This is a genomic window from Bacillus sp. BSL6 (assembly GCF_052928345.1).
This window is the reverse complement of the sequence record NZ_JAVGCW010000003.1, coordinates 551,100-575,736: the sequence shown is the minus strand read 5'-3', so window position 1 is coordinate 575,736 and position 24,637 is coordinate 551,100. Positions and strand designations below refer to the sequence as shown.

At 34.1% G+C, this 24,637-nt stretch carries 24 protein-coding genes; 8 read left to right on the top strand and 16 right to left on the bottom strand.

Annotated elements, in window-relative coordinates; translation table 11 throughout:
• Positions 1-89: 89 nt before the first annotated feature.
• From RCJ96_RS13925 to RCJ96_RS13905, 5 genes are all read right to left on the bottom strand, one after another.
• Positions 90-989, bottom strand: coding sequence for a BadF/BadG/BcrA/BcrD ATPase family protein (locus RCJ96_RS13925; protein WP_074608374.1), 900 nt, complete (start codon positions 987-989; stop codon positions 90-92).
• Between the two features lie 20 nt (positions 990-1,009).
• Positions 1,010-2,158 carry an anhydro-N-acetylmuramic acid kinase AnmK gene (anmK, locus tag RCJ96_RS13920; protein ID WP_242303895.1) on the bottom strand — a complete coding sequence of 383 codons (1,149 nt, stop codon included), beginning with the start codon at positions 2,156-2,158 and terminating at the stop codon, positions 1,010-1,012.
• 22 nt (positions 2,159-2,180) lie between these two features.
• The gene (locus RCJ96_RS13915) at positions 2,181-2,447 is read right to left on the bottom strand and encodes a hypothetical protein (RefSeq protein ID WP_001021954.1); all 267 of its coding nucleotides are present in this window, start codon (positions 2,445-2,447) and stop codon (positions 2,181-2,183) included.
• A gap of 78 nt (positions 2,448-2,525) precedes the next feature.
• On the bottom strand, positions 2,526-3,809 hold the full coding sequence (locus RCJ96_RS13910; protein WP_001032291.1) for a PTS sugar transporter subunit IIC: 1,284 nt from the start codon (positions 3,807-3,809) through the stop codon (positions 2,526-2,528).
• Positions 3,810-3,820: 11 nt separating this feature from the next.
• Positions 3,821-4,126, bottom strand: coding sequence for a PTS sugar transporter subunit IIB (locus RCJ96_RS13905; protein WP_000865887.1), 306 nt, complete (start codon positions 4,124-4,126; stop codon positions 3,821-3,823).
• A gap of 227 nt (positions 4,127-4,353) precedes the next feature.
• Between RCJ96_RS13905 and RCJ96_RS13900 the strand changes: the two genes are divergently transcribed.
• Positions 4,354-5,913, top strand: coding sequence for a glycoside hydrolase family 10 protein (locus RCJ96_RS13900; protein WP_074608368.1), 1,560 nt, complete (start codon positions 4,354-4,356; stop codon positions 5,911-5,913).
• Between the two features lie 53 nt (positions 5,914-5,966).
• On the opposite strand, the gene RCJ96_RS13895 is transcribed toward RCJ96_RS13900, so the two are convergent.
• From RCJ96_RS13895 to RCJ96_RS13885, 3 genes are all read right to left on the bottom strand, one after another.
• The gene (locus tag RCJ96_RS13895) at positions 5,967-6,800 is read right to left on the bottom strand and encodes a DUF3974 domain-containing protein (RefSeq protein ID WP_416503818.1); all 834 of its coding nucleotides are present in this window, start codon (positions 6,798-6,800) and stop codon (positions 5,967-5,969) included.
• Between the two features lie 24 nt (positions 6,801-6,824).
• A complete protein-coding gene (locus RCJ96_RS13890; protein ID WP_000137407.1) occupies positions 6,825-7,937 on the bottom strand; it encodes a toxic anion resistance protein in 1,113 nt (370 codons plus the stop codon).
• Between the two features lie 313 nt (positions 7,938-8,250).
• Positions 8,251-8,844, bottom strand: coding sequence for an O-methyltransferase (locus RCJ96_RS13885; RefSeq protein ID WP_416503817.1), 594 nt, complete (start codon positions 8,842-8,844; stop codon positions 8,251-8,253).
• Between the two features lie 304 nt (positions 8,845-9,148).
• On the opposite strand from RCJ96_RS13885, the gene RCJ96_RS13880 reads away from it, so the two are divergent.
• Positions 9,149-9,307 (top strand): hypothetical protein, encoded by a 159-nt coding sequence (locus tag RCJ96_RS13880; RefSeq protein WP_001100983.1) that lies wholly within the window; start codon positions 9,149-9,151, stop codon positions 9,305-9,307.
• 34 nt (positions 9,308-9,341) lie between these two features.
• Here RCJ96_RS13880 and RCJ96_RS13875 read toward each other — a convergent pair whose 3' ends face one another.
• The 3 genes from RCJ96_RS13875 to RCJ96_RS13865 form a co-directional block, all read right to left on the bottom strand.
• On the bottom strand, positions 9,342-10,211 hold the full coding sequence (locus RCJ96_RS13875; protein ID WP_070806012.1) for a sigma-70 family RNA polymerase sigma factor: 870 nt from the start codon (positions 10,209-10,211) through the stop codon (positions 9,342-9,344).
• Complete coding sequence (locus RCJ96_RS13870; RefSeq protein WP_416503816.1) at positions 10,189-11,499, bottom strand: phytoene desaturase family protein; 1,311 nt, start codon at positions 11,497-11,499, stop codon at positions 10,189-10,191. Before RCJ96_RS13870 ends, RCJ96_RS13875 begins: the two co-directional genes overlap by 23 nt.
• Before the next feature lie 93 nt (positions 11,500-11,592).
• Positions 11,593-11,898 (bottom strand): luciferase domain-containing protein, encoded by a 306-nt coding sequence (locus RCJ96_RS13865; RefSeq protein ID WP_000010316.1) that lies wholly within the window; start codon positions 11,896-11,898, stop codon positions 11,593-11,595.
• 204 nt (positions 11,899-12,102) lie between these two features.
• Here RCJ96_RS13865 and RCJ96_RS13860 point away from each other — a divergent pair, with 204 nt between their 5' ends.
• Positions 12,103-13,491, top strand: a complete 1,389-nt coding sequence (locus tag RCJ96_RS13860) for an HD domain-containing protein (protein WP_416503815.1) — start codon at positions 12,103-12,105, stop codon at positions 13,489-13,491.
• A gap of 179 nt (positions 13,492-13,670) precedes the next feature.
• On the top strand, positions 13,671-14,303 hold the full coding sequence (locus tag RCJ96_RS13855; RefSeq protein ID WP_446699804.1) for a cupin domain-containing protein: 633 nt from the start codon (positions 13,671-13,673) through the stop codon (positions 14,301-14,303).
• A gap of 618 nt (positions 14,304-14,921) precedes the next feature.
• On the opposite strand, the gene RCJ96_RS13850 is transcribed toward RCJ96_RS13855, so the two are convergent.
• The gene (locus tag RCJ96_RS13850; protein ID WP_446699803.1) at positions 14,922-16,199 is read right to left on the bottom strand and encodes an exosporium glycoprotein BclB-related protein; all 1,278 of its coding nucleotides are present in this window, start codon (positions 16,197-16,199) and stop codon (positions 14,922-14,924) included.
• Between the two features lie 446 nt (positions 16,200-16,645).
• Between RCJ96_RS13850 and RCJ96_RS13845 the strand changes: the two genes are divergently transcribed.
• Positions 16,646-16,936, top strand: a complete 291-nt coding sequence (locus RCJ96_RS13845; protein ID WP_001121647.1) for a DUF4183 domain-containing protein — start codon at positions 16,646-16,648, stop codon at positions 16,934-16,936.
• Positions 16,937-16,997: 61 nt separating this feature from the next.
• On the opposite strand, the gene RCJ96_RS13840 is transcribed toward RCJ96_RS13845, so the two are convergent.
• The gene (locus RCJ96_RS13840; RefSeq protein WP_446699802.1) at positions 16,998-17,891 is read right to left on the bottom strand and encodes a DUF4183 domain-containing protein; all 894 of its coding nucleotides are present in this window, start codon (positions 17,889-17,891) and stop codon (positions 16,998-17,000) included.
• 207 nt (positions 17,892-18,098) lie between these two features.
• Between RCJ96_RS13840 and RCJ96_RS13835 the strand changes: the two genes are divergently transcribed.
• Positions 18,099-18,641 carry a BclA C-terminal domain-containing protein gene (locus RCJ96_RS13835; RefSeq protein ID WP_416503813.1) on the top strand — a complete coding sequence of 181 codons (543 nt, stop codon included), beginning with the start codon at positions 18,099-18,101 and terminating at the stop codon, positions 18,639-18,641.
• A gap of 403 nt (positions 18,642-19,044) precedes the next feature.
• Here the strand turns inward: RCJ96_RS13835 and RCJ96_RS13830 are convergent, their stop codons facing one another.
• On the bottom strand, positions 19,045-19,659 hold the full coding sequence (locus RCJ96_RS13830) for a helix-turn-helix domain-containing protein (protein WP_139302804.1): 615 nt from the start codon (positions 19,657-19,659) through the stop codon (positions 19,045-19,047).
• A 57-nt stretch (positions 19,660-19,716) separates the two neighbouring features.
• Between RCJ96_RS13830 and RCJ96_RS13825 the strand changes: the two genes are divergently transcribed.
• Together RCJ96_RS13825 and RCJ96_RS13820 are read left to right on the top strand one after the other, a co-directional pair.
• Complete coding sequence (locus RCJ96_RS13825) at positions 19,717-20,301, top strand: LysE family translocator (protein ID WP_074608349.1); 585 nt, start codon at positions 19,717-19,719, stop codon at positions 20,299-20,301.
• 243 nt (positions 20,302-20,544) lie between these two features.
• Positions 20,545-20,805 carry a hypothetical protein gene (locus RCJ96_RS13820; protein ID WP_074608348.1) on the top strand — a complete coding sequence of 87 codons (261 nt, stop codon included), beginning with the start codon at positions 20,545-20,547 and terminating at the stop codon, positions 20,803-20,805.
• Between the two features lie 108 nt (positions 20,806-20,913).
• Here RCJ96_RS13820 and RCJ96_RS13815 read toward each other — a convergent pair whose 3' ends face one another.
• Positions 20,914-22,710: an ABC transporter ATP-binding protein gene (locus tag RCJ96_RS13815; RefSeq protein ID WP_416503812.1), complete on the bottom strand. Its 1,797-nt coding sequence runs from the start codon at positions 22,708-22,710 to the stop codon at positions 20,914-20,916.
• Entirely contained in the window at positions 22,703-24,457 is a 1,755-nt protein-coding gene (locus RCJ96_RS13810; RefSeq protein WP_270795072.1) for an ABC transporter ATP-binding protein, read from the bottom strand. The genes RCJ96_RS13815 and RCJ96_RS13810 overlap by 8 nt, the downstream gene beginning before the upstream one ends.
• Positions 24,458-24,637: the final 180 nt, after the last annotated feature.

The following is a 24,637-nucleotide window of genomic DNA, read 5'->3' as shown; positions in this document are numbered from 1 at the left end:
AGAACTATGTATATTGTACGTTTCTATCCACATCCCTTTATACATTTTAACATCATATATTTACAAATCATACAAAAATTCTCATACAGCTATTTTTTAAAATATGTATTTTTCATTAAATAATATGTTCCTTTCACTGCAGATTGTGATTGTGATATAAATGTAACTTTTCCTATGCTTTTCTCACAGCATTTCTTAAATTCATCATATATTTCAGGAATGAAACGTAATATGCTGCCACTTACTGCAATTGAAGTTGATAAATCAAACTGCATCTTGTTATAAACATTTACCGTAATCCTTCCTAATTCATTTCCAGCTTGCATCATAATTTCATGTGCAGCATCATTCCCATTTCTAGCTTCCCGAATAACTAATGGTGCGATTGCTGCAACTTTATCTTTTGAAGAACTATAAACTAGTCTTTTTATATGAGACGATGTTAATAATTGAAACTCATCTTGAATCCTTAAGCTTAATGTACAAAGTGTAACGCCTTGATCAAATTGATTTGCCATTCTCTTTAAAGCTTGTAATGCAATCCAATATCCACTTCCTTCATCACCTAAAATATGTCCCCATCCCCCACTATACTCGTACACTTTTCCTTTCTTTCCAATACAAATTGCACCTGTACCACCAATGGTTAATATTCCATCTTTCCCTTTTAAAGCAGCGGCATGTGCTATCATTGCGTCATTAAAAACTTCAATTTGTATTCCGTACTTCTGTTTTAGACGTAATGTTAATTCATTTATATTTGCGCCACTTATACCTGCTAATCCTAAACAAATACAAACGCAATGTCCTTTCACTACATTTTTCTGGCATTGATCAATCGCTTCCATAATATGCACAAGAGCTTCTTCAAAATCTATTAATATATTTCCAAAACCGCTCTTACCACTTATAATTTCCTTTCCGTCTTGATCGAAGGCAATTGCTTCTGTCTTCGTTCCGCCACCATCTACTCCAATCATATACTTCATATATGTTCACCTCATTTTCTTCATACCGGAGGGAATGTTATATTCCCTAAAACTACAGATTGCTTTGCACCTGTTGCGCTTGGCACATTACTCGGATTGCAATGATGCGTTTCGTTTGCTAAAATTGCAAAGGCGATAGCTTCTTTCGCCTCTGAAGAATAGCCTATATCTTCTTGAATGAATATTGCGCAGTTTTCATCCTTCAATCCATTTCGCAACATTTCAACAAGTGTGCTATTATAACTGCCACCACCGCCTAATATCACCTCATCGATTTCATAATACGGCAAGATAAACTTCTTATAATGATGAACAATTGAATTTGCAGTAAACATCGTGACAGTCGTCAATATATTTTCTTTACTATGCTTTTCAAACCGCTTCAATAATTCACTTGCAAATTTTTCTCCAAACTGTTCTCTACCTGTTGATTTCGGTGGATTCATTTTCAAAAATGGATGACTCATACAATATGTCAAAATTTCATCTACAACTCTACCCTGTTTTGCAATTTCACCATTTTGATCATATGGCAACTGAAATAACCTTTGACATACTTCATCAATTATCATATTCCCTGGACCAGTATCAAAAGCTATAACGTTCTGATCACTTTGTTGATTTGGTATTACTGTAACATTACTAATCCCACCAATATTTTGTAGTAGTCTATTTTTACTTGGATCACGATACAAAATGACCTCTGAATATGGCACAAGTGGTGCACCTTGTCCTCCTGCTGCCATGTCCATCGTTCGGAAATTTGAAATAACCGTCGTGTTCGTTTCGTATGCTATTACTGCAGGTTCCCCAATTTGCAATGTGGAAGGTATCCTATTACCATCTTGTTTCGGCTGATGATAAATCGTTTGTCCGTGAGAACCTATCAAATCTAATTGTTCCAAAGAAAAATTGGCCTCTTTACAAACTTCCTTTACAGCATTGGCAAAACATAAACCGAGCTTAAAATTCAAACTACATATGAGTTCGACATTTGAATTTTCTATTGATAACGCTTGTTGTATTTCACTTTTTATATCATTACAAAATGGAACTGTAGTAAAATGGATGAGTTCGACCTTAGACTCTACACCACTCCCTTCTATACGAACGAGCGCTACATCTATTCCATCTAATGAAGTACCGGACATTACCCCTGCAATATACATAACATGCATGACCTCCTATTTACTAAAAAACAATCATGTAAGTTACAAATGTACAACCGATCGAAAACAATATAAATCTAAAAAACAACTGAGCTTTCGATGCAAACGATCCATCAATGAAAGAAACAACTACTGTAAGCAAAATACTTGCCGCAATGCTTGTAACGAGCCATATACTATGCATTTGTGATAGATGTAGCATTCTTAATATAGGCACAAAAAGTAAATTCGCACATATCACTCCAAATAATAATAAAAATACACCTTTATAACTAAATTTTATATTCATTCAATTCACCCTCTCTCAACTTAATGTGAAAGAAGTGATAGACAAAAAGCCTATCACTCACAAAATAAAGCATAAAGATTATGGATTAACAGATTCCCCTTCACCATTCTTCTCAATTTCAAGCATATTTTTGTCGTACATTTTAAAGAATGGTAAATAAATAAGGAATGATATTGCTATATTTATTAAGACTAATACAATTGCACGCCAATCTCCTCCTGTAGCTAAATATGCACCAATTGGGGCTGGTAATGTCCATGGCGGCATAATATGAGTTGGCGTTACAAATCCCATTGCAGTTGCAGCATAAGCGATAGTCGCTGTTACTAGCGGCGTAATGACGAAAGGAATAATTAAAATTGGATTCAATACAATCGGCAAGCCGAATATAACTGGTTCATTAATATTAAAAATCCCAGGCACAATACAAGTTCTCGATAATGCCTTCGAATATTTTGATCGACCAAATACGATCATCGCTAACACAAGCCCTAACGTTGCACCCGAACCACCAATCCAAATAAACCATTGATAAAACGGTTCTGGTGCAATGAATGGAAATTGACTCGCACCACTTGCTACAGCTTCACCATTTTTCCCTAAATATACATCCCAAAGCGGTCTCGCCACAGTACCTACAACCGATACACCATGTATTCCGAAGGACCAGAAGAATGTAATTAAAAATACAGGTATTATAACGCCAAAATAACTATCACCAGCTTTGACTAACGGTGCGGCTAATTTATCCACTACGTAATGTACATCAACTTTAAAAACAACTGTAATAAGACTCATAATAATAATAACGAATGCAGCAGGTATAAGTGCTTCAAACGAACGTGATACTGACGGCGGTACTTGTTCTGGCATTTTGATCGTTACGTTGTTCTTCTTACAAAATCTTAAAATCTCAACTGATAAAATAGAAACAATCATTGTCACGAATAACCCATGACCTCCGAGATTTGTCATCGGAAGCATAAATCCTTTTTTATCAATTAATTCAGGAGTTAATGTTAATAGCAGTGAACATACTGCTAGCTGAGCTCCCGATAAAGCATCTAATTTATAACTTTTCGCCAAATTATATCCTATTCCAAATGCTATATATAAAGACATAATAAACATCGTTAGGCGATACGGTATTAATATACTTGTTTGATTTTTTAATGCCCAAACAGATATGAAACTATCTTTCGGTAATGGTGGAAATGCTACGATTAAAAAGAAACTTCCTACGATGATAAATGGTAATGCTGAAATAACTCCATCACGGATTGCTTGTAAATGTCTCTGTTCAGAAAGTCTTGCCATCGGTCCAGATAAGTTTTTATCGAGAAACGTGACAAACTTATTCATAACGGTTCCCCCTAACGAATTAAATCATTTACAGTCTTTAATAAAGTCGGTCCACCAAGAGGTGTATATGCTTGCGGCGGTATAATACCGCACGGGATAGATTCCTCTTCTGCGAATTTTTTAACAGAATCAAATCGATGTCTAACTTGAGGTGCAACCATTACAACGTCCCAGCCATTCTTTACTTCTTCCTCTACCTCATTTGTTCCAATCGCATGCACTTCCATGTTCATACCCTTTTTCTCCGCCTCCTTTTTTAAAGCGTTTACAACAATTGCGCTGGACATTCCTCCAGAACAAACGAACAAAACCTTCATTTATGAATCCTCCTATAGTTATAATTTACTACCCTTCAAATGAAAGGAAGTTTCACTTTACTAACAAGCATATGAAGTAGTGAAAGAATTTAGTTATAATGAAAGTAAATTTCAGTAAAAATATTTTTCCTATTAAATTAATGTTTCAATATTTATTTTTCTCAATTGTAAGAACAACCTCATCTCGGATATCATAATAGTTAACCACATAATAGGGAGGCGTATAAATGATTGTTAAACGTTTATTAATGATATGTTGTATCGTCATCTTTTTTATTCCTTTCACTTTCATTTCCCCTCACTCTACTTATGCTGAAGCTAATACTACGTATAAAAAACATGAATTACGTGCTGTATGGATCGCATCTGTTCTTAATATTGATTGGCCCTCAAAAACCGGCTTACCCATCGAAAATCAAAAACAAGAGTTTATTAGATTATTAGACGATGTAAAAAAAACCGGTATGAATGCAGTCGTTGTACAAATCAAACCAACCGCTGATGCTTTCTATCCTTCAAATTACGGTCCTTGGTCTGAATACATTACGGGCACACAAGGAAAAGATCCTGGTTATGACCCACTCGCATTTATGGTCGATGAAGCACATAAAAGAAATATAGAATTCCACGCATGGATTAACCCATACCGAATAACGATGAATCACACTGATATAAATCGATTATCAAATAATCACCCTGCAAAACAACACCCCGATTGGATTGTACCTTATGGCGGGAAGTTATATTACAATCCCGGTATTCCAGAAGTGAAAAAATTTATAACTGAAGGTGCTTTAGAAATCGTGCAAAATTATGACATTGATGCGCTGCATATGGATGATTATTTTTATCCATATAAAGTAGCAGGTGAACAATTCCCCGATCAAAAAACGTACGAAACGTATAATAACGGTAGATTTACAAATATAGAGGATTGGCGACGTAACAATGTAAATGAACTTGTAAAAGATTTAAATACTGCTATAAAACAAGAAAAATCATATGTAAAGTTTGGCATAAGTCCGTTCGGCGTATGGCGAAATATAGCTGACGATCCAACTGGCTCTAACACAACTGCAGGTCAAAGGAACTATGATGACCTTTACGCTGATACACGTGAGTGGATACAAAAAGGATATATTGACTACATTACTCCGCAAATCTATTGGAATATTGGTTTCACACCAGCTGCATATGACATTTTAGTAGATTGGTGGGTAAAAGAAACAAATAATAAACCGATTCACCTCTACATCGGTCAGGCAGCCTATAAAATTAATAATAATTCTGTCCCAGCTTGGTCTGATCCAGAAGAATACCCAAGACAAATTGAATTAAATCGGTTATATCCTGAAATAAAAGGTAGTATGCATTTTAGCTTGAAAGATATTAATAACAATCCACTAGGAATTAAAGATAGACTCTCAAAAGACATATATAAATATCCTGCATTAATCCCCTCTATGCCTTGGCTTGATCATGATCCACCAAAACAACCGACTTTAAAAGGTGCTATTCCAAGAGATGAAGGTATTGCTGTAGGTATCATTGATAATAGAGAGAATGATTCTGCTTATTACGCTATTTACCGCGTGAATGGAAAAAGTGAAGTGAATATAGAAAATCCGAAAAATTTACTTACTACTGTAAGAAAGACAAAGCCTGGAGAAATTTATGTAGATAAAACGGCTATTCCTGGAGAAACATATACGTATGTAGTAACTGCGGTTGATCGATTGCATAATGAAAGTGTTGCATCTAGTCATACTACCGTTAAAGCAAAATAACAGCTAATAAAAAACGCCTTAAAGCTAAGTATTAAAGCTTTAAGGCGCCTTTTTTATTTATTTTTAAACTTCTCAGTCGCTGCTCTCATCTTCACATTCAAATCGTGATCAATCGAGTCACGAATATCCCGCTCTACTACTTCCATTTCTTTTTGGAAATTTTGTAAGTAGATTTTCAATTCTTCTTCTTTTTCGGGACGTTGTGATGGTGGTAGTTGCACCACTAAAGATAACATCGCTATTAAATCTTTCATTAAGAACGTTTCAAGTTTATGTTGTTGTTCAAACATACGTTGCTCTTGATAGTACGGCAGTGCATTTAATACTGAAATTGTAATATCATCAACTGTTTTTTGTAATGAAGGATTTATTGAACGCTTATACGCTTGAATTGTATTTAATGCATCTGGATATCGATCATAAAAATACAATTTATAAAACGATAAATCTGTCGGTTTTACTGTTTGCTGCGTTTCTTGTCTTAAAAAATCTTTTACTTTCATCGCCGCTACATCAATATCTTCATTTGTAAGTTTTTTCGTTGTTTTTGCCATTACATGTACTTTTTTCTGTTTTTCTTTCGGTAACATTGAGAATACTTGCTCTCTCGTACGTTGACCCGATGCACAGAAAAGCGTGTTTAATATATGTTGTTCTTTCTTTCCTTCCGTACGAATCCAGCGATAAAAGAGTGGATGTTGTGTAAATTCTTGTAGAAACGGTAATGATTTATTCGATAACTTTTCTAAAGAATCGTGTGCTCTTTTATATGGCTTCGTCCATGAAAAATACAGTTTTCGTCCGAAATATACGACTAAAACAACGACCGTAAATGCGATTAAAAGCAATGTACCGAGTAATAATAGTACGGTTTGAATGAAACTCATTTTTTCACCTCCTCTAAAAGTCTGCTATTTTCTTGGACGCTGAATGAGTTTTTGTTTCATTTCATCATTAAATGTGTCTAGTTCAATAACAAACTTCTTACTTGACTCGATAATACGTTCTGACGATTTTTCAGAAGCTTCAATTGCAGCAAATACGTTTTGGAATGATTCACGTAATTTATCCATGCTAATTGCAGGATTTTCAAGTAATTTCGTTGTTTCTTCTGTATTTTGTTTTAATGCCTGAGAATTACTTAATACCATAGACTCAATTGCTTCATTTGTTGCATTCACTGCATCAATTGTTTTACGCTGATTTGTTAATGCTAACTGGATAGCAGCAGAAACTGTTACAACGTTTTGCGTCATCGTAATTGCATTACGAATTGCCTCTGTTAACTTTTCATTATTTTTCTTAATAATGTCTACTGATGCGATAGATTGTAATAACACACTTTTCGCTTGCTGCATATTGCGCGTACGCACTAAAATCTTTTCTAATGCATCATTAATTAATGGAATATCCCTTTGACGTTCTGGATTTTGTTTCTCAGCTTCCAGCATGCCAGCAAGTTTTTTCCCTAAGTATACTTGCTTATCAAGCGCGTGAATTTTATCGTGTGATTGCTCTTTAAGCATTTCAAGACCGACTGTATCTTCTTGTAAATTATCACGACCAATTAGAAGCGATCTTATAATCTCCTCAATTTGCTTATCTATAGATTGATATTTATGCACGTATGTTTCAAGTGGATTTTTCTTGAATACTTTAAACATAATTTTCTTCATGCCACTTGCTTTTAATGAGTTCGGATCAAGCTCTGATACTACTTTACGTAATTCTAACAATGTATTTGGAATTTCTTCATTTTTCCCGTTCATCATCGCTGTGACAGGACGTTTTAATGCTGATAACGTTTGTCCTGCTGCTTGTTGTTCTTTATCCCCTAAATCTCCTAGCTGAGACAATACTTTCGATAAATCTGTATTTTGCTCGCTATTTAACTTTTGTACATAAAGATCGGCTTCTTTATTTAGTTCCTCTAATTCTTCATCTTTTATAACTGTATCAACTACTACTTCTACATTATTATCTTTCACAATTGATACGGGTTCTTTTTTCTCGAGTTCAGTCAACAAAATCGCTCCTTTATTTATATGTGCGAATTTATGTGCACTATATTTCATCTAATATATTGTATTTCATGTGCAACCAGCCTATATGAAATCAATTTTCAAGAAATACCTGCTTATGCAGTCATTCCCTGTTTCTTACTATAAGTATACCTGTTCTCAACATTATTTTCCTCAGACTTAAGACCTAGAGAACAACATACTGAAGACGGATTCTTCGTATGTTGCATATATAAATTACGTCCTTCCCACCCTACTGTACTCAATCTTTTGACATACACCCTTTTTCAATGTGATAATTATATTGCGCTCAATTCTATTGCTTCTTACGCGCTACAAATGCACCATTTTGAAATGCCAGTAAAACTGTTTCAAATCTTTCATCCTCTTCAATCATTTTTATAAACTCAGCTAATTCACTCGCATGAGAAGTAGCATTATCGACAACAAGAAGACCTTTTGGTTGTAAAATGCGTTTTATATGCTCAAGCCACCACATGTATTGCGTACGCTCTGAATCTAGGAAAATAAAATCAAATGAATGATCTAGTTGCGCATCTAAAAATGCCCCTGCTTCTTGATTGTGAACATCAATCCTTTGTAAAAGGTTTGCCTTTTCAAAATTGACAAGTGCCTCTCCAACTCGTTCTGAAGAAAGCTCCACAGTTGTTACATTTCCATTTGTTTCTTCTACCGCATTAGCTAACCACAATGTAGAATAACCATTAGAAGTTCCAATTTCTAAAATGTTTATTGCGCTACACCCTTTTACTAAAATTGATAAAAACTGCCCCATCTCACGAGAAATATTCCGTAATTTTTCTTCCCGTGTTTTTTTATTTCGATCATGCTCTTCTCCATATTGTTCAAGTTGAAGTAATAATGAATCTAACGTATCCATTCTTTTCATCGCCTTTCCAAAGCAATATGATGAGAAAGCTCTCGTTGCCCGTCTACTTTCATTATATGCGAAACGAAAACCTTTTTCTCGTTATATGATAAAGATTTGCAATTTTTTATAGCATATTGTTTCGTTTTTTGGTAAAGTTAATTTCTACGTGCAATTATTCCATTCATACTATTTTTATTTCAATTGCAGTTGTTAAATCATATAAACCTCATTTAAATGAATCGGTATTTCAAATTCAATTAAGCGCCCTTTCCGGACGCATTTTCTTTTGTTTATATATTTATTAGAAGAAAGGATGCTTACAATGAACGTGATTAGCTTAGATGCCGCTCGAAAGCGAAAGCAGCATAAAAAATTAATGATTACTATACCGATTATTTCACGTATTTATGAAGAAGACGGGGAAATTAAATTTGAGGTAGCTGGCGAAAAAGACGTACCTCTTGAAATGTTAGAGAAATAATAAAAAGACGCACTTCTAAAGAAATGCGTCTTTTTTATACTATTCTATTTAAGTGCATAAGTTTTTCAGGATTAACCATCATATAAATATTTGAGATTTTCTCATTCTCAAATGTGAATGAAAGTACATAAGTCACTTTGTTTTTCACTTTAACAATAACACCTGGGGCACCATTTACTATCTTATAATCAACATTGTACGCTGATGGGAACTTACTTCTAATTCCAGAGAATAAACGAATAATTCTATCTGCAGAATAGATTGGATGAATTGCAGTTGTAACTTTGCCACCACCATCAGCTTTCAATATCGCATCTGTTTTTAATACTTCTAACATGCCTTGCGCATCTCCACATTGTAATGATGATACAAACTTTTCCACATAAGCAGCCATTTGTTTCGTACTTAACTTTGACTGCTTCGGCTTATCTAAAATACTTTTTCGTGCACGTTGAAAGATTTTCCGGCAATTCGCACTACTCCTATCAACAATCGAAGCGATTTCTTCGTACTCATAATCGAAAACTTCTCTTAATATGAAAACAACCCTCTCTACTTCAGACAATTGTTGTAAAAGTAATAAATATGCCGTAGAAATTGATTCTTTCATTACAAATGACTCTGATGGGTCATCAGTCTCTTCCACAAATGGTTCTGGTAACCACATTCCGACATATACGTTCCGTTTATGTGCTGCTGAACGTAATTTATCAATGGATCGATTTGTTACCATTTTACATAAATATGCTTTCATATTTTCTATAGATTGAACGTCCTCTATTTTATTTAACGAGATAAAAACGTCATGAACGATATCCTCAGCATCCATAACACTCCCAAGAATTCTGTATGCTAATGAAAATAATAATGGTTGATATGCTTCATATAACTGCTCCGTTTCCATGATGAACTACCTCACTTTCGGAATGCTTTAAAATGTGTAAAGCTGCACGTTTTCCGCTTGCCACTGCAGCATCAGCTAATATTTCATCATGCCCTACCCAATCTCCTGCTACATAAACACCTGGCATTTCAGGTATATTAGGACCTGGTTTTTCAACTCGGTTTATATGAAGAAAATCATATACTACTGTTATTTTCGGTAAATATTGCTGTGCAACAACTTCTCTTTTCCAATTTGGATGTAGCAAATCCATTGTACTTTCTAACAGTTCTTTATCTTCATGAGTATGTTTCATCTCTAGTACAGGATTATGGTACTTAATTAAACTCACTGCAATTGATCCATCATCACTTAATTTAGCTGCTCTTGATTGATTCGTGAAAAATATAGGCTGATCTAACCCTAATGCAAATTGATGTGTCGGATTAGGTAATCGTCTCAAACCAATATCTAATGCAGCAACGGTAACCGGTACTGATTGTTCACTCCACCTTTGCAAACTTGTTCCTTCAGCACCTTTTATCATTTTACAAGCCTCTTTCGGTGGGGTTGTTACAATAACTGCATCTGCTTCAAATACTGCATCGTCAAAACAGTATATTCTTTGTTCCCCTTCACAATGCTCTATTTTCAAAACATGCTTTTTAGCTAGAATTTGCACACCATTCGTATTCGCTATATCCCTTAAAGTTGTTATTATCGTCTCCCAACCACCATCTACATAAAGTACTCCTTCTTTCATAGAAAGCTGTATCTGCTTTAGTACTGAAGATGCTAATTGTATTGTAGGAGCATACGTATATGTCGTTGTTCGGCATAATGCATAAAATATATTTCGAACCATTGGATCTTTAATTTCATTTTCTACCCATGTAGTTAGACTCATTTGGGGAACTTTTCCTACATCTAAATTTCCTAAATGAATCATAAGCCGAGCGAACTGTACTTTTGCAGACCATGAAAGTAACGGTGTTGATAAAATTGAGCGAAAATCTGTTGGGAGGGTGAAAATATCTCCTTTCCATATTCCGTGTGTTTTTGTAGATGGGATTCCACCTGGAAGATTTATACCTAACTCATTAAAAGTTATAAACGCTTCTCCTCCTCTATATAAAGCATGTGCACCAAGGTTCATACAAATGCCATTTTTATTTATAGTCATCCCTCGACCACCTAAGTGACTGGACTTTTCTAATACAATAACTTTCTTTCCAGCTTTCGCTAAATATATAGATGCTGCTAATCCAGCAAGCCCACCACCAACAATGGCTACATCAAATTTCTTCATAATAAAATCCCTCCTTATCGTTCTACATACAAGACGAACGATTAAGGAGGGATGTGACATAAAAATATATTTTTACTCATCTATTTTATTTCATTATTTTTTTATTCGGTCATATTGCATACGAAATAACTCAATTGCAAATGGTATATCCTCTTCACTCTTTATATAATAACTTATCCATCCTGATTCAGGTAATACGTGATGTGGTTTGACCAATCCTTGTTTTACTAATTCATCCCGCTTTAACTTTGGAAATGGTAAATCAACTAACTTATCTCCATGCAGATGACCAAGTTCTTTCTTGCCATAATTTATTTCAATGCCGCCAAATCGATGCGGTTTTTCAGAGACACCTGCCCAGCCAAGCACTTCATTTCTAATCATTTCACTAAATGACATGAACCTTCACCCCTTATTAATGATTGATGTAATATTAAATTAACACGTTCTTTACTTTTTTCCATCAATCCAAAGTATGAATGGATATACGAATATAGTTTCATCTCAACACCTTTATTTTTTACATAATTAAAATAATTTCAAAGGGGATTTATTCTATTATATTGAATTACTATTAAAAATAATTTTAAGGGACGGATTTATATGAGCGAGGTATTATTACAAAAGGCAAATTATCTACAATCTAATGAATTAAAACTCTTGAAAAAAGCTATATATTTTGCAGAGCAAGCACATGATGGACAATACCGTCAAACTGGAGAACCATATATTATTCATCCTTTCGCAATTACAGAAATACTGCTAAATTATAAAGCTGACATTACAACATTGATTGCTGCTTTATTACACGATGTTGTAGAAGATACCGAATATTCTCTAGAAGAAATCGAATCACATTTCGGTGCGACAATTCGATATATTGTAAATGGATTAACAAAAGGGAAAAAACAACAAGATCAAAACAAAGTATTATACGAAGCAATTAATTTTAAAAAACTACTATTATCCTCTCAACATGATATACGTGTTGGCATTATTAAAGTTATAGATCGCCTTCATAATATAAAAACTTTGAATGTTAAAAAACCCGCGAAACAAGTAGCATATGCGAATGAAACATTAACACTTTTTGCGCCACTTGCAAAGCGACTTGGATTATATACAATCCAGTATGAATTAGAAAATCTTGCTTTTCAATATTTACATAAAGAAAGATATAGCAAGGTACTTAAATTCTTAACGGGATATGTTCCACATCTTCAAAAAAATATAACCGATTTAAGCAAAGGAATTCATTCTTTTTGTGATACTAACCTTTCATTTGAAATAAGCTATGAGTTCTCTCCGATTTATACTGCTTACTCACAATTACAAGAAATACAAAACGTATCAGAGGTTTCGCAAATTTGTATTACAACTACAAGTGTACTAGATTGCTATAAAATTCTTGGAATGATACATCAATTATACAATCCAACTATAAACTATTTCGAAGACAATATAGCACTTGAAAATAGCTATTTTAATAACAATTTAAAAACTAAAGTCAATATGAATAGTAATGAACAAACAATTATCATTCAAACACAATTAGCAAAAACATTAAAAGATAACGGCATTTTTTCTTTATTAAATAATAGAACTGCAAATGTCCAATCCATATCTTATAAAATAATGAATGATACAATTGTGCATAACAATTTATTAACTACAGATCCAATTGCGTTCCACAATCTAGTATCGTACGAACTATTTGAAAATACCATAACGGCTTATACTTCAGATTTACAACCTATTTATTTACCAGATGGTGCTACAATTATTGATTTTACTTTCTCTGCATTTCCAAAAATTGCACATAAAATGAAAAATGCAAAAGTAAACGGTATACCTGTTCCACTTAAAACAAAGGTATCTCATTTTGACATCATAGAAATCCATTTTGGTTTAAAACAAAACTTGGCATTAGAGTGGCTAAATTACGCCAATACCGCTAAAGCACAATTAATTATTCAGCAAAAGCTATCTTGAATAACAGACCAATACCTCTATGAAAAAGGATTGGTCTGTTATTCAAAATGCGAAATACAACCCATATTCTTTATGGAATAGGCAAATTTATTATGATACCAACAACTGCACATAACAAATACTAGACACATATCCTAATTTTATAACCTTACTTACTAATAGAAAGGCAGGTAATACAATTGACTTCTAATATCGACTACACCTCCCCCTCAACTAATTTCACTTATGATTTAAATAAAAGTAATTTTTTTCAGAAAGATGCTCAAAATTATATAAACGTACTTGGCATGAAACAATTAAATACGTTAGAAAACACTTCTTTATTAGATATTTATTTAAGTTCAGGTAATGTTGTAGAACCACATATTCATCAAAATGCAGCTGAACTTGTTTACTGTATTTCAGGATCTGCGGTTGTTTCTTTACTTAATCCATTTACGAATCAAATATTAAACTTACCGATAAAACCAGGGCAAGTTGCCAACATTCCACAAGCGTGGTGGCATTATGAAATTGCTACAGCAGATAATACTCATTTATTAGCAATTTTCGATGCCCCAACACCAGAAGTTATTTTTGGTTCTGATATTTTAAGATTAACTCCCGCTAATATAATGGCTCATACTTACTGTCTCGATGAACAACAATGGAAACAAGCGGTATCCCCTATTCAATCCACTACAGTAATTGGTCCTCCAGCAAATTGTAATCAGAACCGCAGAACGATACCCCCTGCAACTCAGCCTCCTAATCCACAACAAAATTTATATTATCCAGATTCATATTATTTCCCTCTTTACTGGGGATATTAATTCATATTGTGAAGGGACAATTATTTATCTCCTCGGGAAATACGTAGGAGATTTTTTTATTGTATACCCATTCCTATTTATTATCGTAACAATCAATAGAGTACATACATATAATATTTATATATTTAATTGGAGGTGATAGTACTATGAGTAATTATAACTATCGAAAAAACTACTCTCATAATAAAAATAGTAGTTCATCAACATCCTCTCAGTCTTCGAATTCTCAATCTTCCAATTCCCAATCACAAAGAGACTTAGCCGAGCAAGGCTATGTAAAGAAAAAAGGATGTAACTGTAATAAAAACAAATAGTTTATTATTAATTTGAACAATAACATTGCAACGCTCACGATAAATAATGTACTTCCCTTTTATTTAAAAGATGAATTCTATTTCTAATAGAATTCATCTTTTTTATTTATAGATAATTTTTCATATCCTATAACTTATTCCATAAACAATAGATTATAAATCATAAATTTTGATTTTTTTAACAAAGAGTACTTTCTCAATTGATTTATCGCCTATCTTTCCATAAAATATAGCCCTTCCTAATACAATTAGGAAGGGCTATATACAAATGCCAGTTCAAATTTCTAACAGACATTACAGTAAACTAGACGATATTAATACCTGCACTTACAAATCCAGCTACTGCAGCTATTGGACTTGCTGCTGTTAAGGAAACATATAATAATACTTTATCCCCAGCTGCTACTGGAATAGCTTCAGGTATGATCCCTGATGCTGTAGAACCAATTGCTATCGCAGCAAATGCTGGTGTTAATAATAGAGGTGCGCCTTGTACTGTAAACGTATTACTTGCAGCTGGTGCAGTTAATATTTGTATCTGCACTTGAACAGGTGATAATGGAGATAATGCAGCTGTTGCACTAAAGAAACCTGCTAATGACGTAATAACACCTGCGCGTGGTGCTACAAATGCATAATCACCTACACCTAACGCTAACGTGATACTTGTTCCACCAGCTAATCCTATACCAGGCTGACTAAATCCAAATCCAAGTAGAGTTCCTGTATTAGCTATTAACGCGTTAACTAACGCAGCTGGTGTTGTACCCGAAGCGAATGGAATAATAGCTCCGCCACCAGTTGCTCCTGTTGCTCCCGTTAGGCCTGTTGCTCCTGTCGGGCCTGTTGCTCCTGCTAGACCTGTTGCTCCTGTCGGGCCTGTTGCTCCTGCTAGACCTGTTGCTCCCGTTGGACCTGTTGCTCCTGCTAGACCTGTTGCTCCCGTTGGGCCTGTTGCTCCTGTTAAACCAGTTGCACCACCAGTACCTGCTGGACCCGTCGCTCCTGTTGGACCGGTTGGACCTGTTGCTCCTGTTGGACCTGTTGCTCCTCCTCCTGGACCCGTTGGACCGGTTGGACCTGTTGCTCCTCCTCCTGGACCTGTTGGACCGGTTGGACCTGTTGCTCCTCCGCCTGGAGTAGCACCAATTAGTTGAACTAATAAGTTTAATAGAAGTTGTAAGCTTGCAGGATCAAGAATTAAAGAGAAGAAGAATGGTGCAAGAGCACTGAAGAATTGTTGTAATAAAGAAAGTAATTGACTTAGATTTGGATTAGGGGATTGAAGTAAGTTAATAATACTTTGAATTAATTGTTTTAAGAAATTTCCTTCTGGAGAAGGTGCTAATTCATTTAGCAAGTTCAATAGCTGAGTAAACAAATTGAGTAAAGCTAATCTGTTTGCATCACTTGGATTTGCAAAAAACGCTGCAATAGCCGCAATTAAAGAGTTTAGTAAAGTTATTAATCTTCCTAATTGTTCGCTAGTAATTGGAACTGTTTGTGGATTGTTACAACAATCTGGTGTGAAAACAATCGGATTATTGCAGTTGTTATGACCAAAACAATCGTTATGTTTCATTTATTTCCTCCTTACTTATTTTTATAGTTGAGTGTTTTCCTATTATAAGAGTTAAAAAAGATCCAATCGAAAAAAGTAATTGAGTTATTTGTTCCGCTTAAAATAGGAAACATGAACGATAATTAAGCTTGAAAACATTATTTAATTATGTTCATGACTCACATATTAATTATATGTTTTTAATAATTGACTGCTTAGATTAAACACCTAAACTTAAGAGTTTATTTTATTTTTCCACGTTTATCTCTTAGGTCCAAAAGCACATTTTAACTTGAGTATAAAAACTAAGCATTAGCATATAACCACCAAGTAACAACAATACCTTTACTAAAATTGTGTTCCCTCTACTATCATGAAGCCGTTTCTATTATCAAAAACTTTCATACAATATATTGGACAAGTTATCCCATACTTTGTTCAAAAATAATTTAGGGAGTGAAAAATAATTGCCAATTATTCAACCATTTATGGCATCTAGAAGATTCACATCTACATTAGGAGCTGGTACAGGAACAGGTGCAGCTTTTGCAATTGCTGCTACAGCTTGTTTAAACGATGCTGGTACTACTGCAACTGCTTTTCCGACCTTTACGTATTACAACTTATATGTAAACGGCATTCTTCAACCTAGTGTGAATTCGAGTGTTACTACTGGACCTACTGGTGCTATTACAATTCCTGGCGGAGATGCATTAGACGGTGGAATTCCAATTACAATTGAATTTATCGTCACTTAGTTTTAACTACTTTAATGTAGAGCAAAAAGACAGATTCTTTTTATTTAAGAATCTGTCTTTTTTAATTAATAATGATAAATTGTAAAATAATTGAAGAACCTTGTGATGGTGGTTGATTATCTAATAAAGTTAGCTGACCAGTACTAACCTGATATAATGGTTGTGGTTGAAGTATTCCATTAATAAACAAATTAATATACGAAACCTCATTAGGAGATAATATGTGAGTTGTACCATATTGAGCTAGCCCATCTGAATCTGTATATATAAGTTTTTCTCCATCTGAAAAAGTGTAAAATAATAAATTAGTTGTTGTTATGGGGCCGATAACGCCAGTTGGACCTGTTGTTCCTGTTACTCCCGTTGCTCCTGTTACTCCTGTTGCTCCTGTTGTCCCTGTTACTCCCGTTACTCCTGTTACTCCCGTTACTCCCGTTGCTCCTGTTGTCCCTGTTACTCCCGTTGACCCTGTTGCTCCTGTTGCCCCTGTTGCTCCTGTTGCTCCTGTTGCTCCTGTTACTCCCGTTACTCCTGTTGTTCCTGTTACTCCTGTTACTCCCGTTGCTCCTGTTGCTCCTGTTGTCCCTGTTACTCCTGTTGCTCCTGTTGTCCCTGTTACTCCCGTTGCTCCTGTTACTCCTGTTGCTCCTGTTACTCCTGTTACTCCCGTTGCTCCCGTTGCTCCTGTTGCTCCCGTTGCCCCTGTTGCTCCTGTTGTTCCTGTTGATCCCGTTGCTCCTGTTGCTCCTGTTGTTCCTGTTACTCCCGTTGCTCCTGTTGATCCCGTTGCTCCTGTTGTTCCTGTTACTCCCGTTGCTCCCGTTGCTCCTGTTGTTCCTGTTGCTCCTGTTGATCCCGTTGGAATATAAATTGGCGGAAGAACCGGAAAAGTAGGTCCAATATTTTCTGGTCTTACCATACCTTTATTCAAAGATAATTTTTCATCGCTGTTCAATTTACTACCTCATTTCACATTTTGTTTACTAATTAACAAAATAAAACCTCTATCATTTTAGAAAAATTCCATAACTACTTTTTCATACTCAAATGATTTTACATAAAGTAAACTTTTTACCGTTACTATAACTAGTAGTATTAATATAATAAAATGATAGTTCCATTCCAAAATACTAAATCGGTTACATTTTAATTTAAAAATGAGGTGATTTATATTCAAGATAAGAATGAAAAAATGAAAAAAGGACTATTATCAATAGCTCTTGAAATTATACTTCCATACAGGCTTACAGGTCCTACTGGTCCTACTGGGCCTACAGGCATCACCGGACCTAATATTACAACAAACTCCATGTTCGCTAATAATACGTCAGGTGGTCCCATTTCAGTTATATTAGGCGGAACTAATATTCCACTTTCTAATAACCAAAGTCTCGGGAATTTTACAGTGAACGCTTCAAATAATATATTTACAATTCCTGTTACTGGGAGATATTATTTAACTTATCAAGTTAATACGACAACTGCACTACTTGCTGGTACAAGGCTACTATTAAACTCTTCGACTCCACTTTCCGGATCTATTTTTTCTCCCGCATTATCAACTTCAAATTATAATAATAATTTAATAATTAATTTAACTGCTGGTAATACAATTTCACTTCAACTATTTGGCGTATTATCCATAGTTAATTTAGTTGGAGGTGGTTCAACAGGTACCTCTTTAACAATTATACGAATCGATTAAAAAATGATTCATTCTTTTTATAATAATCATTCTTAAATGCTAAAATAGTAACTACTAGGTCATTCCTTTAGTTTATATTTTAATAACTTCACGTAAGTGATTATGCAATAAGAAATACTTTGTACTATATTCATAGTACAAAGTATCTATACTAAATTTTCCGTATATACATTATCAATTTACACTCCTCACAGCTAATGTTACATTGAATATGAAGATAGTTTCTCAAATGCGAACCATCTCAAAACATATTTGAGAAACATACTCCAATCCTATACGCGAGAGCAATACTATGTTGACACTCAAATGAGTGTCTTTTTTTGTGGATTATAAAAAATAAAACCATCTCTTATAGATGGTTTTATCATTACGTCTTTCTTTGTTTTTCAAGGTAGCTGTAAATTTATGAAGTTGAATAATAAATAGTCATATTTAACCGGGTTTGCGTTCTTCCAAAATTACGATAGGCATGCGGTCTATCCGCCTTAAAGCGAATTGAATCCCCGCTATTTAATTTATACTGACAATCATTTATTTCAATTGTCAATTCCCCTTCAAACACCGTTATAAATTCTTCAGTCCCTTCTTTATGACCTTCCGAATTTAACTTTCCTTCTGTTTCAATTTCAACCGTATAGATTTCAAAGTTCCTTTCATCTTGGAAAGGAAAAGAAGGATACACTTTATATCTTCCATTGTCTTCTGATAATACTTGAACATCATTTCGTAAAACAACTTTCGTATCCGGTTGCGGATTATTGATTAAAGAAGTAAAAGACACTTTCAAACCATTCGCAATTTTCCATATCGTTGTTAATGTTGGACTTGACTCTCCACGTTCAATTTGTCCAATCATCGTTTTACTCACACCTGTTAATTGGGAAACCTTTTCTAAACTTAACTTTTCCTTCTCTCGTATTGTCTTTAAATTTTTCGCCAAAATAAGTTGAATTTCTTCCATAAGAAACACCCCTATACTATATACAATATAACGACCGTTATGTATAATAAAAAGCACACGTTATATTGTTCTTTTCGGTCATTATAACATACAAAATAATTAGGGGGTTTTGAAATGCCTATATTTTCTTTTTTGTTATTTGTTTTTATAAGTAGCTTCACACCCGGACCTAACAATTTTTTAGCGATGACATACGCTAATCAACATGGTTTAAAAAGGAGTATGCAATTTTGCTTCGGAGTAGCTTTCGGTTTTTTCATCCTAACTTCCTTATGTAGTTTCTTTAATATTGTACTAATTAAAATCCTACCTATAATCGAATTCCCTTTAAAAATCTTAGGTGTAGCATATATGCTATATTTAGCTCTTAAAATACTCACAAGTAAAACTAGCATAAATCCCGATGAAAAATATAATAAAAATTTATTTACAGTTGGGATTTTCCTTCAGTTTATTAACCCTAAAGGAATACTATTCGGACTAACTGTAGTATCAACTTTTATTCTTCCTTACTACAATTCATATTCAAGTTATCTACTTTTTTCATTATTTCTAGGTGTAGTTGGATTAATGAGCACATTTAGTTGGACATTATTCGGTTCCATGTTTCAAAAACTTTTGTTGAAGCATACTAAATCATTTAACATCATTATGGCCGTTTTATTAGTTTTCAGTGCGCTTTCCATTATAACCAATTAAATTTCCTTTATAAAAAAAGAGGATTACTCAATAAAAGTATCCTCTTTTTGAGGCCGAGTGATTTTTCTGTTTCACTAAAATAAAATCTTTACTTAATTTCATACGACCAGCCTCTACGCTCAAGGTAATCCGTCATTCCTTTAAGTTGCGGCCTCTACTTTTTATCATTCATTTTAAAATCTCTTTATAATAATACAGAAAAATACGCTATAATATAAGTTATTGTTCTTTAGGAGGGGTTTAATGGCTGATAAGTATAAATTTTTAATTCTTGTTGTTACAGCATTTTTTCCTTTCTTTTCCTTAATAAAAGATTTCCGTAACACTTCAAAAAGTTTCTTTTGGGGAAGCTTTGCAATCCTAACAAGCTTTATATTATTATTAACACACGCTTTAGAGTTAACTCCAATACTTCTCCATTCAGCCCAGATAGCTCTTGAGATTATTACAATACCTCGTAAATTATTGTTCCCGTCTGGCACTGAAGTTGCTAGTATTTGCTAACAATTCGTGTATCTAAAAAATTTCAAGTCTATATTTCTAATTATCTTTATAAATATAAAAATGCGGTTTCTCCTTTCTAGAGAAACCGCACCCTATCAAAAATTCTTCTTAAAATTTAAACTGACTCGTATACAGATCAAAGTAAAATCCTCTATCTTCCATGAGAGATTCATGGTTCCCTTTTTCCAAAATACTTCCATCTTTTATAACAAGGATTTGATCTGCTTTTTCAATCGTTTTCAGTCGATGAGCGATTACGAAACTTGTTCGACCTCTCATTAAATTGTTTAGTCCTTCTTGTATTTGTAATTCTGTTCTCGTATCAATATTAGATGTTGCTTCGTCGAGAATTAATATATCTGCATCTGCTAAAATTGCCCGTGCAATCGCAAGAAGTTGTTTTTGTCCTTGACTTAAATTCGATCCTTCTGAAGCAATTTTCGTTTCATATTGATTCGGTAAATGTTTTATAAAAGAATGTGCAGATGCTGCCTTAGCTGCATTGATTACCTCTTCATCACTAGCATCTAATCGACCATAACGTATATTATCCATAATCGTCCCAGCAAATAAATACGTATCTTGTAAAACTACTCCTATTTTACTTCGCAACGAATTCATATCATATTCTTTTATGTTTTTTCCATCAATATGAATTTGCCCTTGCTGTATATCGTAAAAGCGCGTTAGCAAATTAATGATTGTTGTTTTGCCCGATCCAGTTGGACCTACTAAAGCAATTGTCTCCCCTGGCCGCGCTTTAAGACTCACTTCTTTTAAAATCGTTTTATTTTCCTCATACCCAAATGAAACATTCTCGAGTGCAACATGTCCTTGTAAATTTTGTACAACGAATGCATCTTTTTTATTTTTGATTTCCGGTACTTCATCCATAATTTCAAAGACACGTTCCCCACCAGCCACTGCCGCTTGAATCGTATTCATTAAAGTTGCGAATTGACTGAGTGGTCTTGAGAATTGACGAGAATAATTAATAAAAGCTGCAATGACACCTACTGTTGTCATTCCATTTAAAACCATTACTGACCCAGTCCCAATTACAAGTCCCATACCTAAGTTGTTAATAAAGTTCATACTCGGAAAAATAAAAGCTGAAAATGTATCCGCCTTCGTTGCAGAAACTCTTAGCTGTTCATTAATTTTATTGAAATTTTGTACGGTTTCTTTTTCTTTCCCATATAACGTTGTAACATCCGCACCTGTTATAGCTTCCTCAATAAATCCATTTAATTCGCCTAAATCTTTTTGACGCTTTGCAAAGTTTTTACCACTATAAGCAACTAGTTTTTTTGTAACGAAAAACATAATAGGTACTGTAATTAAAGTAACAATCGCTAAAATCCAATCTAATGCGAACATCGCAATCGTCACACCTATAAAAGTTAGCGCTGATGAAATAATTTGTACAACACTTTGTGTCAACGCTTGATTCAAATTATCTATATCATTTGTTACACGACTCATTAAATCCCCTTGAGAACGTACATCAAAGAACCGTAAAGAAAGCGTTTGGATTTTCTCAAAAATATCTTGTCTTATTTTTTGTATCGTTTTTAATGCAACGTTAACCATGACAAATGTTTGTAACCAAGTTAAAAACACTGTAATACCATAAATTGCGATAAGTAACATGCACATTCTTGCTGTGCCATTTAAATCTTTCGGTACAATATATTGATCTATAATTACTCCCATTAAATAAGGACCTAATAATCCAAGTAACGTTGTAGCAAATACTAAAAATATAACGAACGTAAGAGCAACTTTTTGATACCCCATATAGTTCCATACTCGCATTATAGTTCCTGTCGTATTTTTAGCTTTCCCTAACTTAGGCGCGTTACGTCCACCTTTATTAGCAAATTGCCCTTGAAAATTACGCATGTTCTTTCCCACCTTCCTTATACAAATTGCCACCTTGGGAAAGATAGATTTCTTGATAAACCTCGCATTGTTCTAACAGTTCTTTATGTGTACCATCACCAACTAATTCACCATTATCTAAAACGAGAATTTTATCAGCATCTATTATTGATGAGATTTTAGAGGCAATTAATAATGTTGTTGTTCCTTTATATTCTCTCCTTAATGCTGATTGAATGTTAGATTCTGATTTAGCATCAACTGCTGATGTAGAATCATCTAATACAAGAATAGATGGCTTTCTCACAAGCGCCCTTGCAATGGATACACGTTGTTTTTGTCCACCTGATAAATTCGTCGCACCTTGTGTTACATGATATTGATAAGAATCTTCCAGTTTGTTAATAAACTCAGTCGCACAAGCTGATGAAGCCGCCACTTCCAGCTCTTCCTTCGTTGCATCTTCTTTTCCATAACGTAAGTTCTCTTCTATACTACCTGAAAACAACAATGCCTTTTGAGGTACGAACCCGATTGAACCACGAAGTTTTTGTAAATCGTATGCCTTAACATTTATTCCATCAATACATATTTCACCTTGATCAACATCGTATAAGCGTGGTAACAATTTTGCTAAAGTAGATTTACCACTTCCTGTAGAACCGATAACCCCTACTTTTTCACCTTTACATATGCGAAATGAAATATCTTTTAAAACATATTCATTATTTTTCGTATAACTATAACTAACATTTTTAAAATCAATATTCCCCTCAATTTCCTTAGGTACAAGCGCATTTGTTTCGCTCGTAATATCAACCTCAGTATTTAAAACTTGCTGTACTCGATCCGCAGACGGAAATGCTCGCGCGATTTGCATAAATACCATACTGATAGACATAAGTGACATTAAAATGATATTCAAATAATTTATAAACGCTAATATAGCTCCTACTTGAAGAGTCCCGTTAAATACTTTTTCTCCACCAATCCATAATGTTGCGACAATCCCTCCGCTTACAACTAACATTATGATTGGCATCATTAAGGAAATAAGCTGCACCGCTCGAATATTTATCTTCGTTAAATTTGTATTAACATTTCCAAACTGATTAATTTCATATTTTTGTCTTACATACGCTTTAATAACACGTACTCCAGATAAATTTTCTTGTAACTTTGTATTCACTTTATCTAATGCTTCTTGCACCTTTTTGAACGTCCCGCTCGCTTTACTCGCAATGAATATAATCGCAAGTAATAAAATTGGAACGACTACGAGTAATATAGGAAATAACTCGCGTGCTGTTACAAAAACAATTATGATACTTCCCATAAATAACAAAGGACCACGAACAAGAACACGTAATGTCATCGTCATCGCCGATTGAATAGATGTAATATCATTTGTCACTATCGTTAATAACTTTCCAGTTCCAAACGAATCACGATTTTCACTAGAAAATGTTTCTATTTTCGCAAACACATTTTTTCGTATGTCAGTAGCGAAATTAACAGCTGCTTTTGTAGAATACATCATACACCCAAGCCCTCCAACTAAACCGAGTGCTGCAGCTCCTATCATAAGAAGTCCCATTTTTATTACATAATTCATATCCCGATTTGCTATCCCAACATCAATAATATGTTGCATAATAGTCGGTTGAATTAAGTCCATCGCAACCTCAAGTACCATAAATAGTGGTCCAATAATAGCGAAGAACATGTATGGTTTTAAATACTGTAATAATTTACGAAATGATTTCATACATAATCTCCTTTTCCCATGAAATTACCCCCGAATAACTCATATCCCTCCTTATTTAAGCGCTGTAGTTTGTAATTTCTTTCTTATTCCTATTATATTATGTAAATTAATATTTAACATTATTAAATGATAAGCATTAATGACTTTACGGTCAATAAATGTGCTTTTTATTATATACAT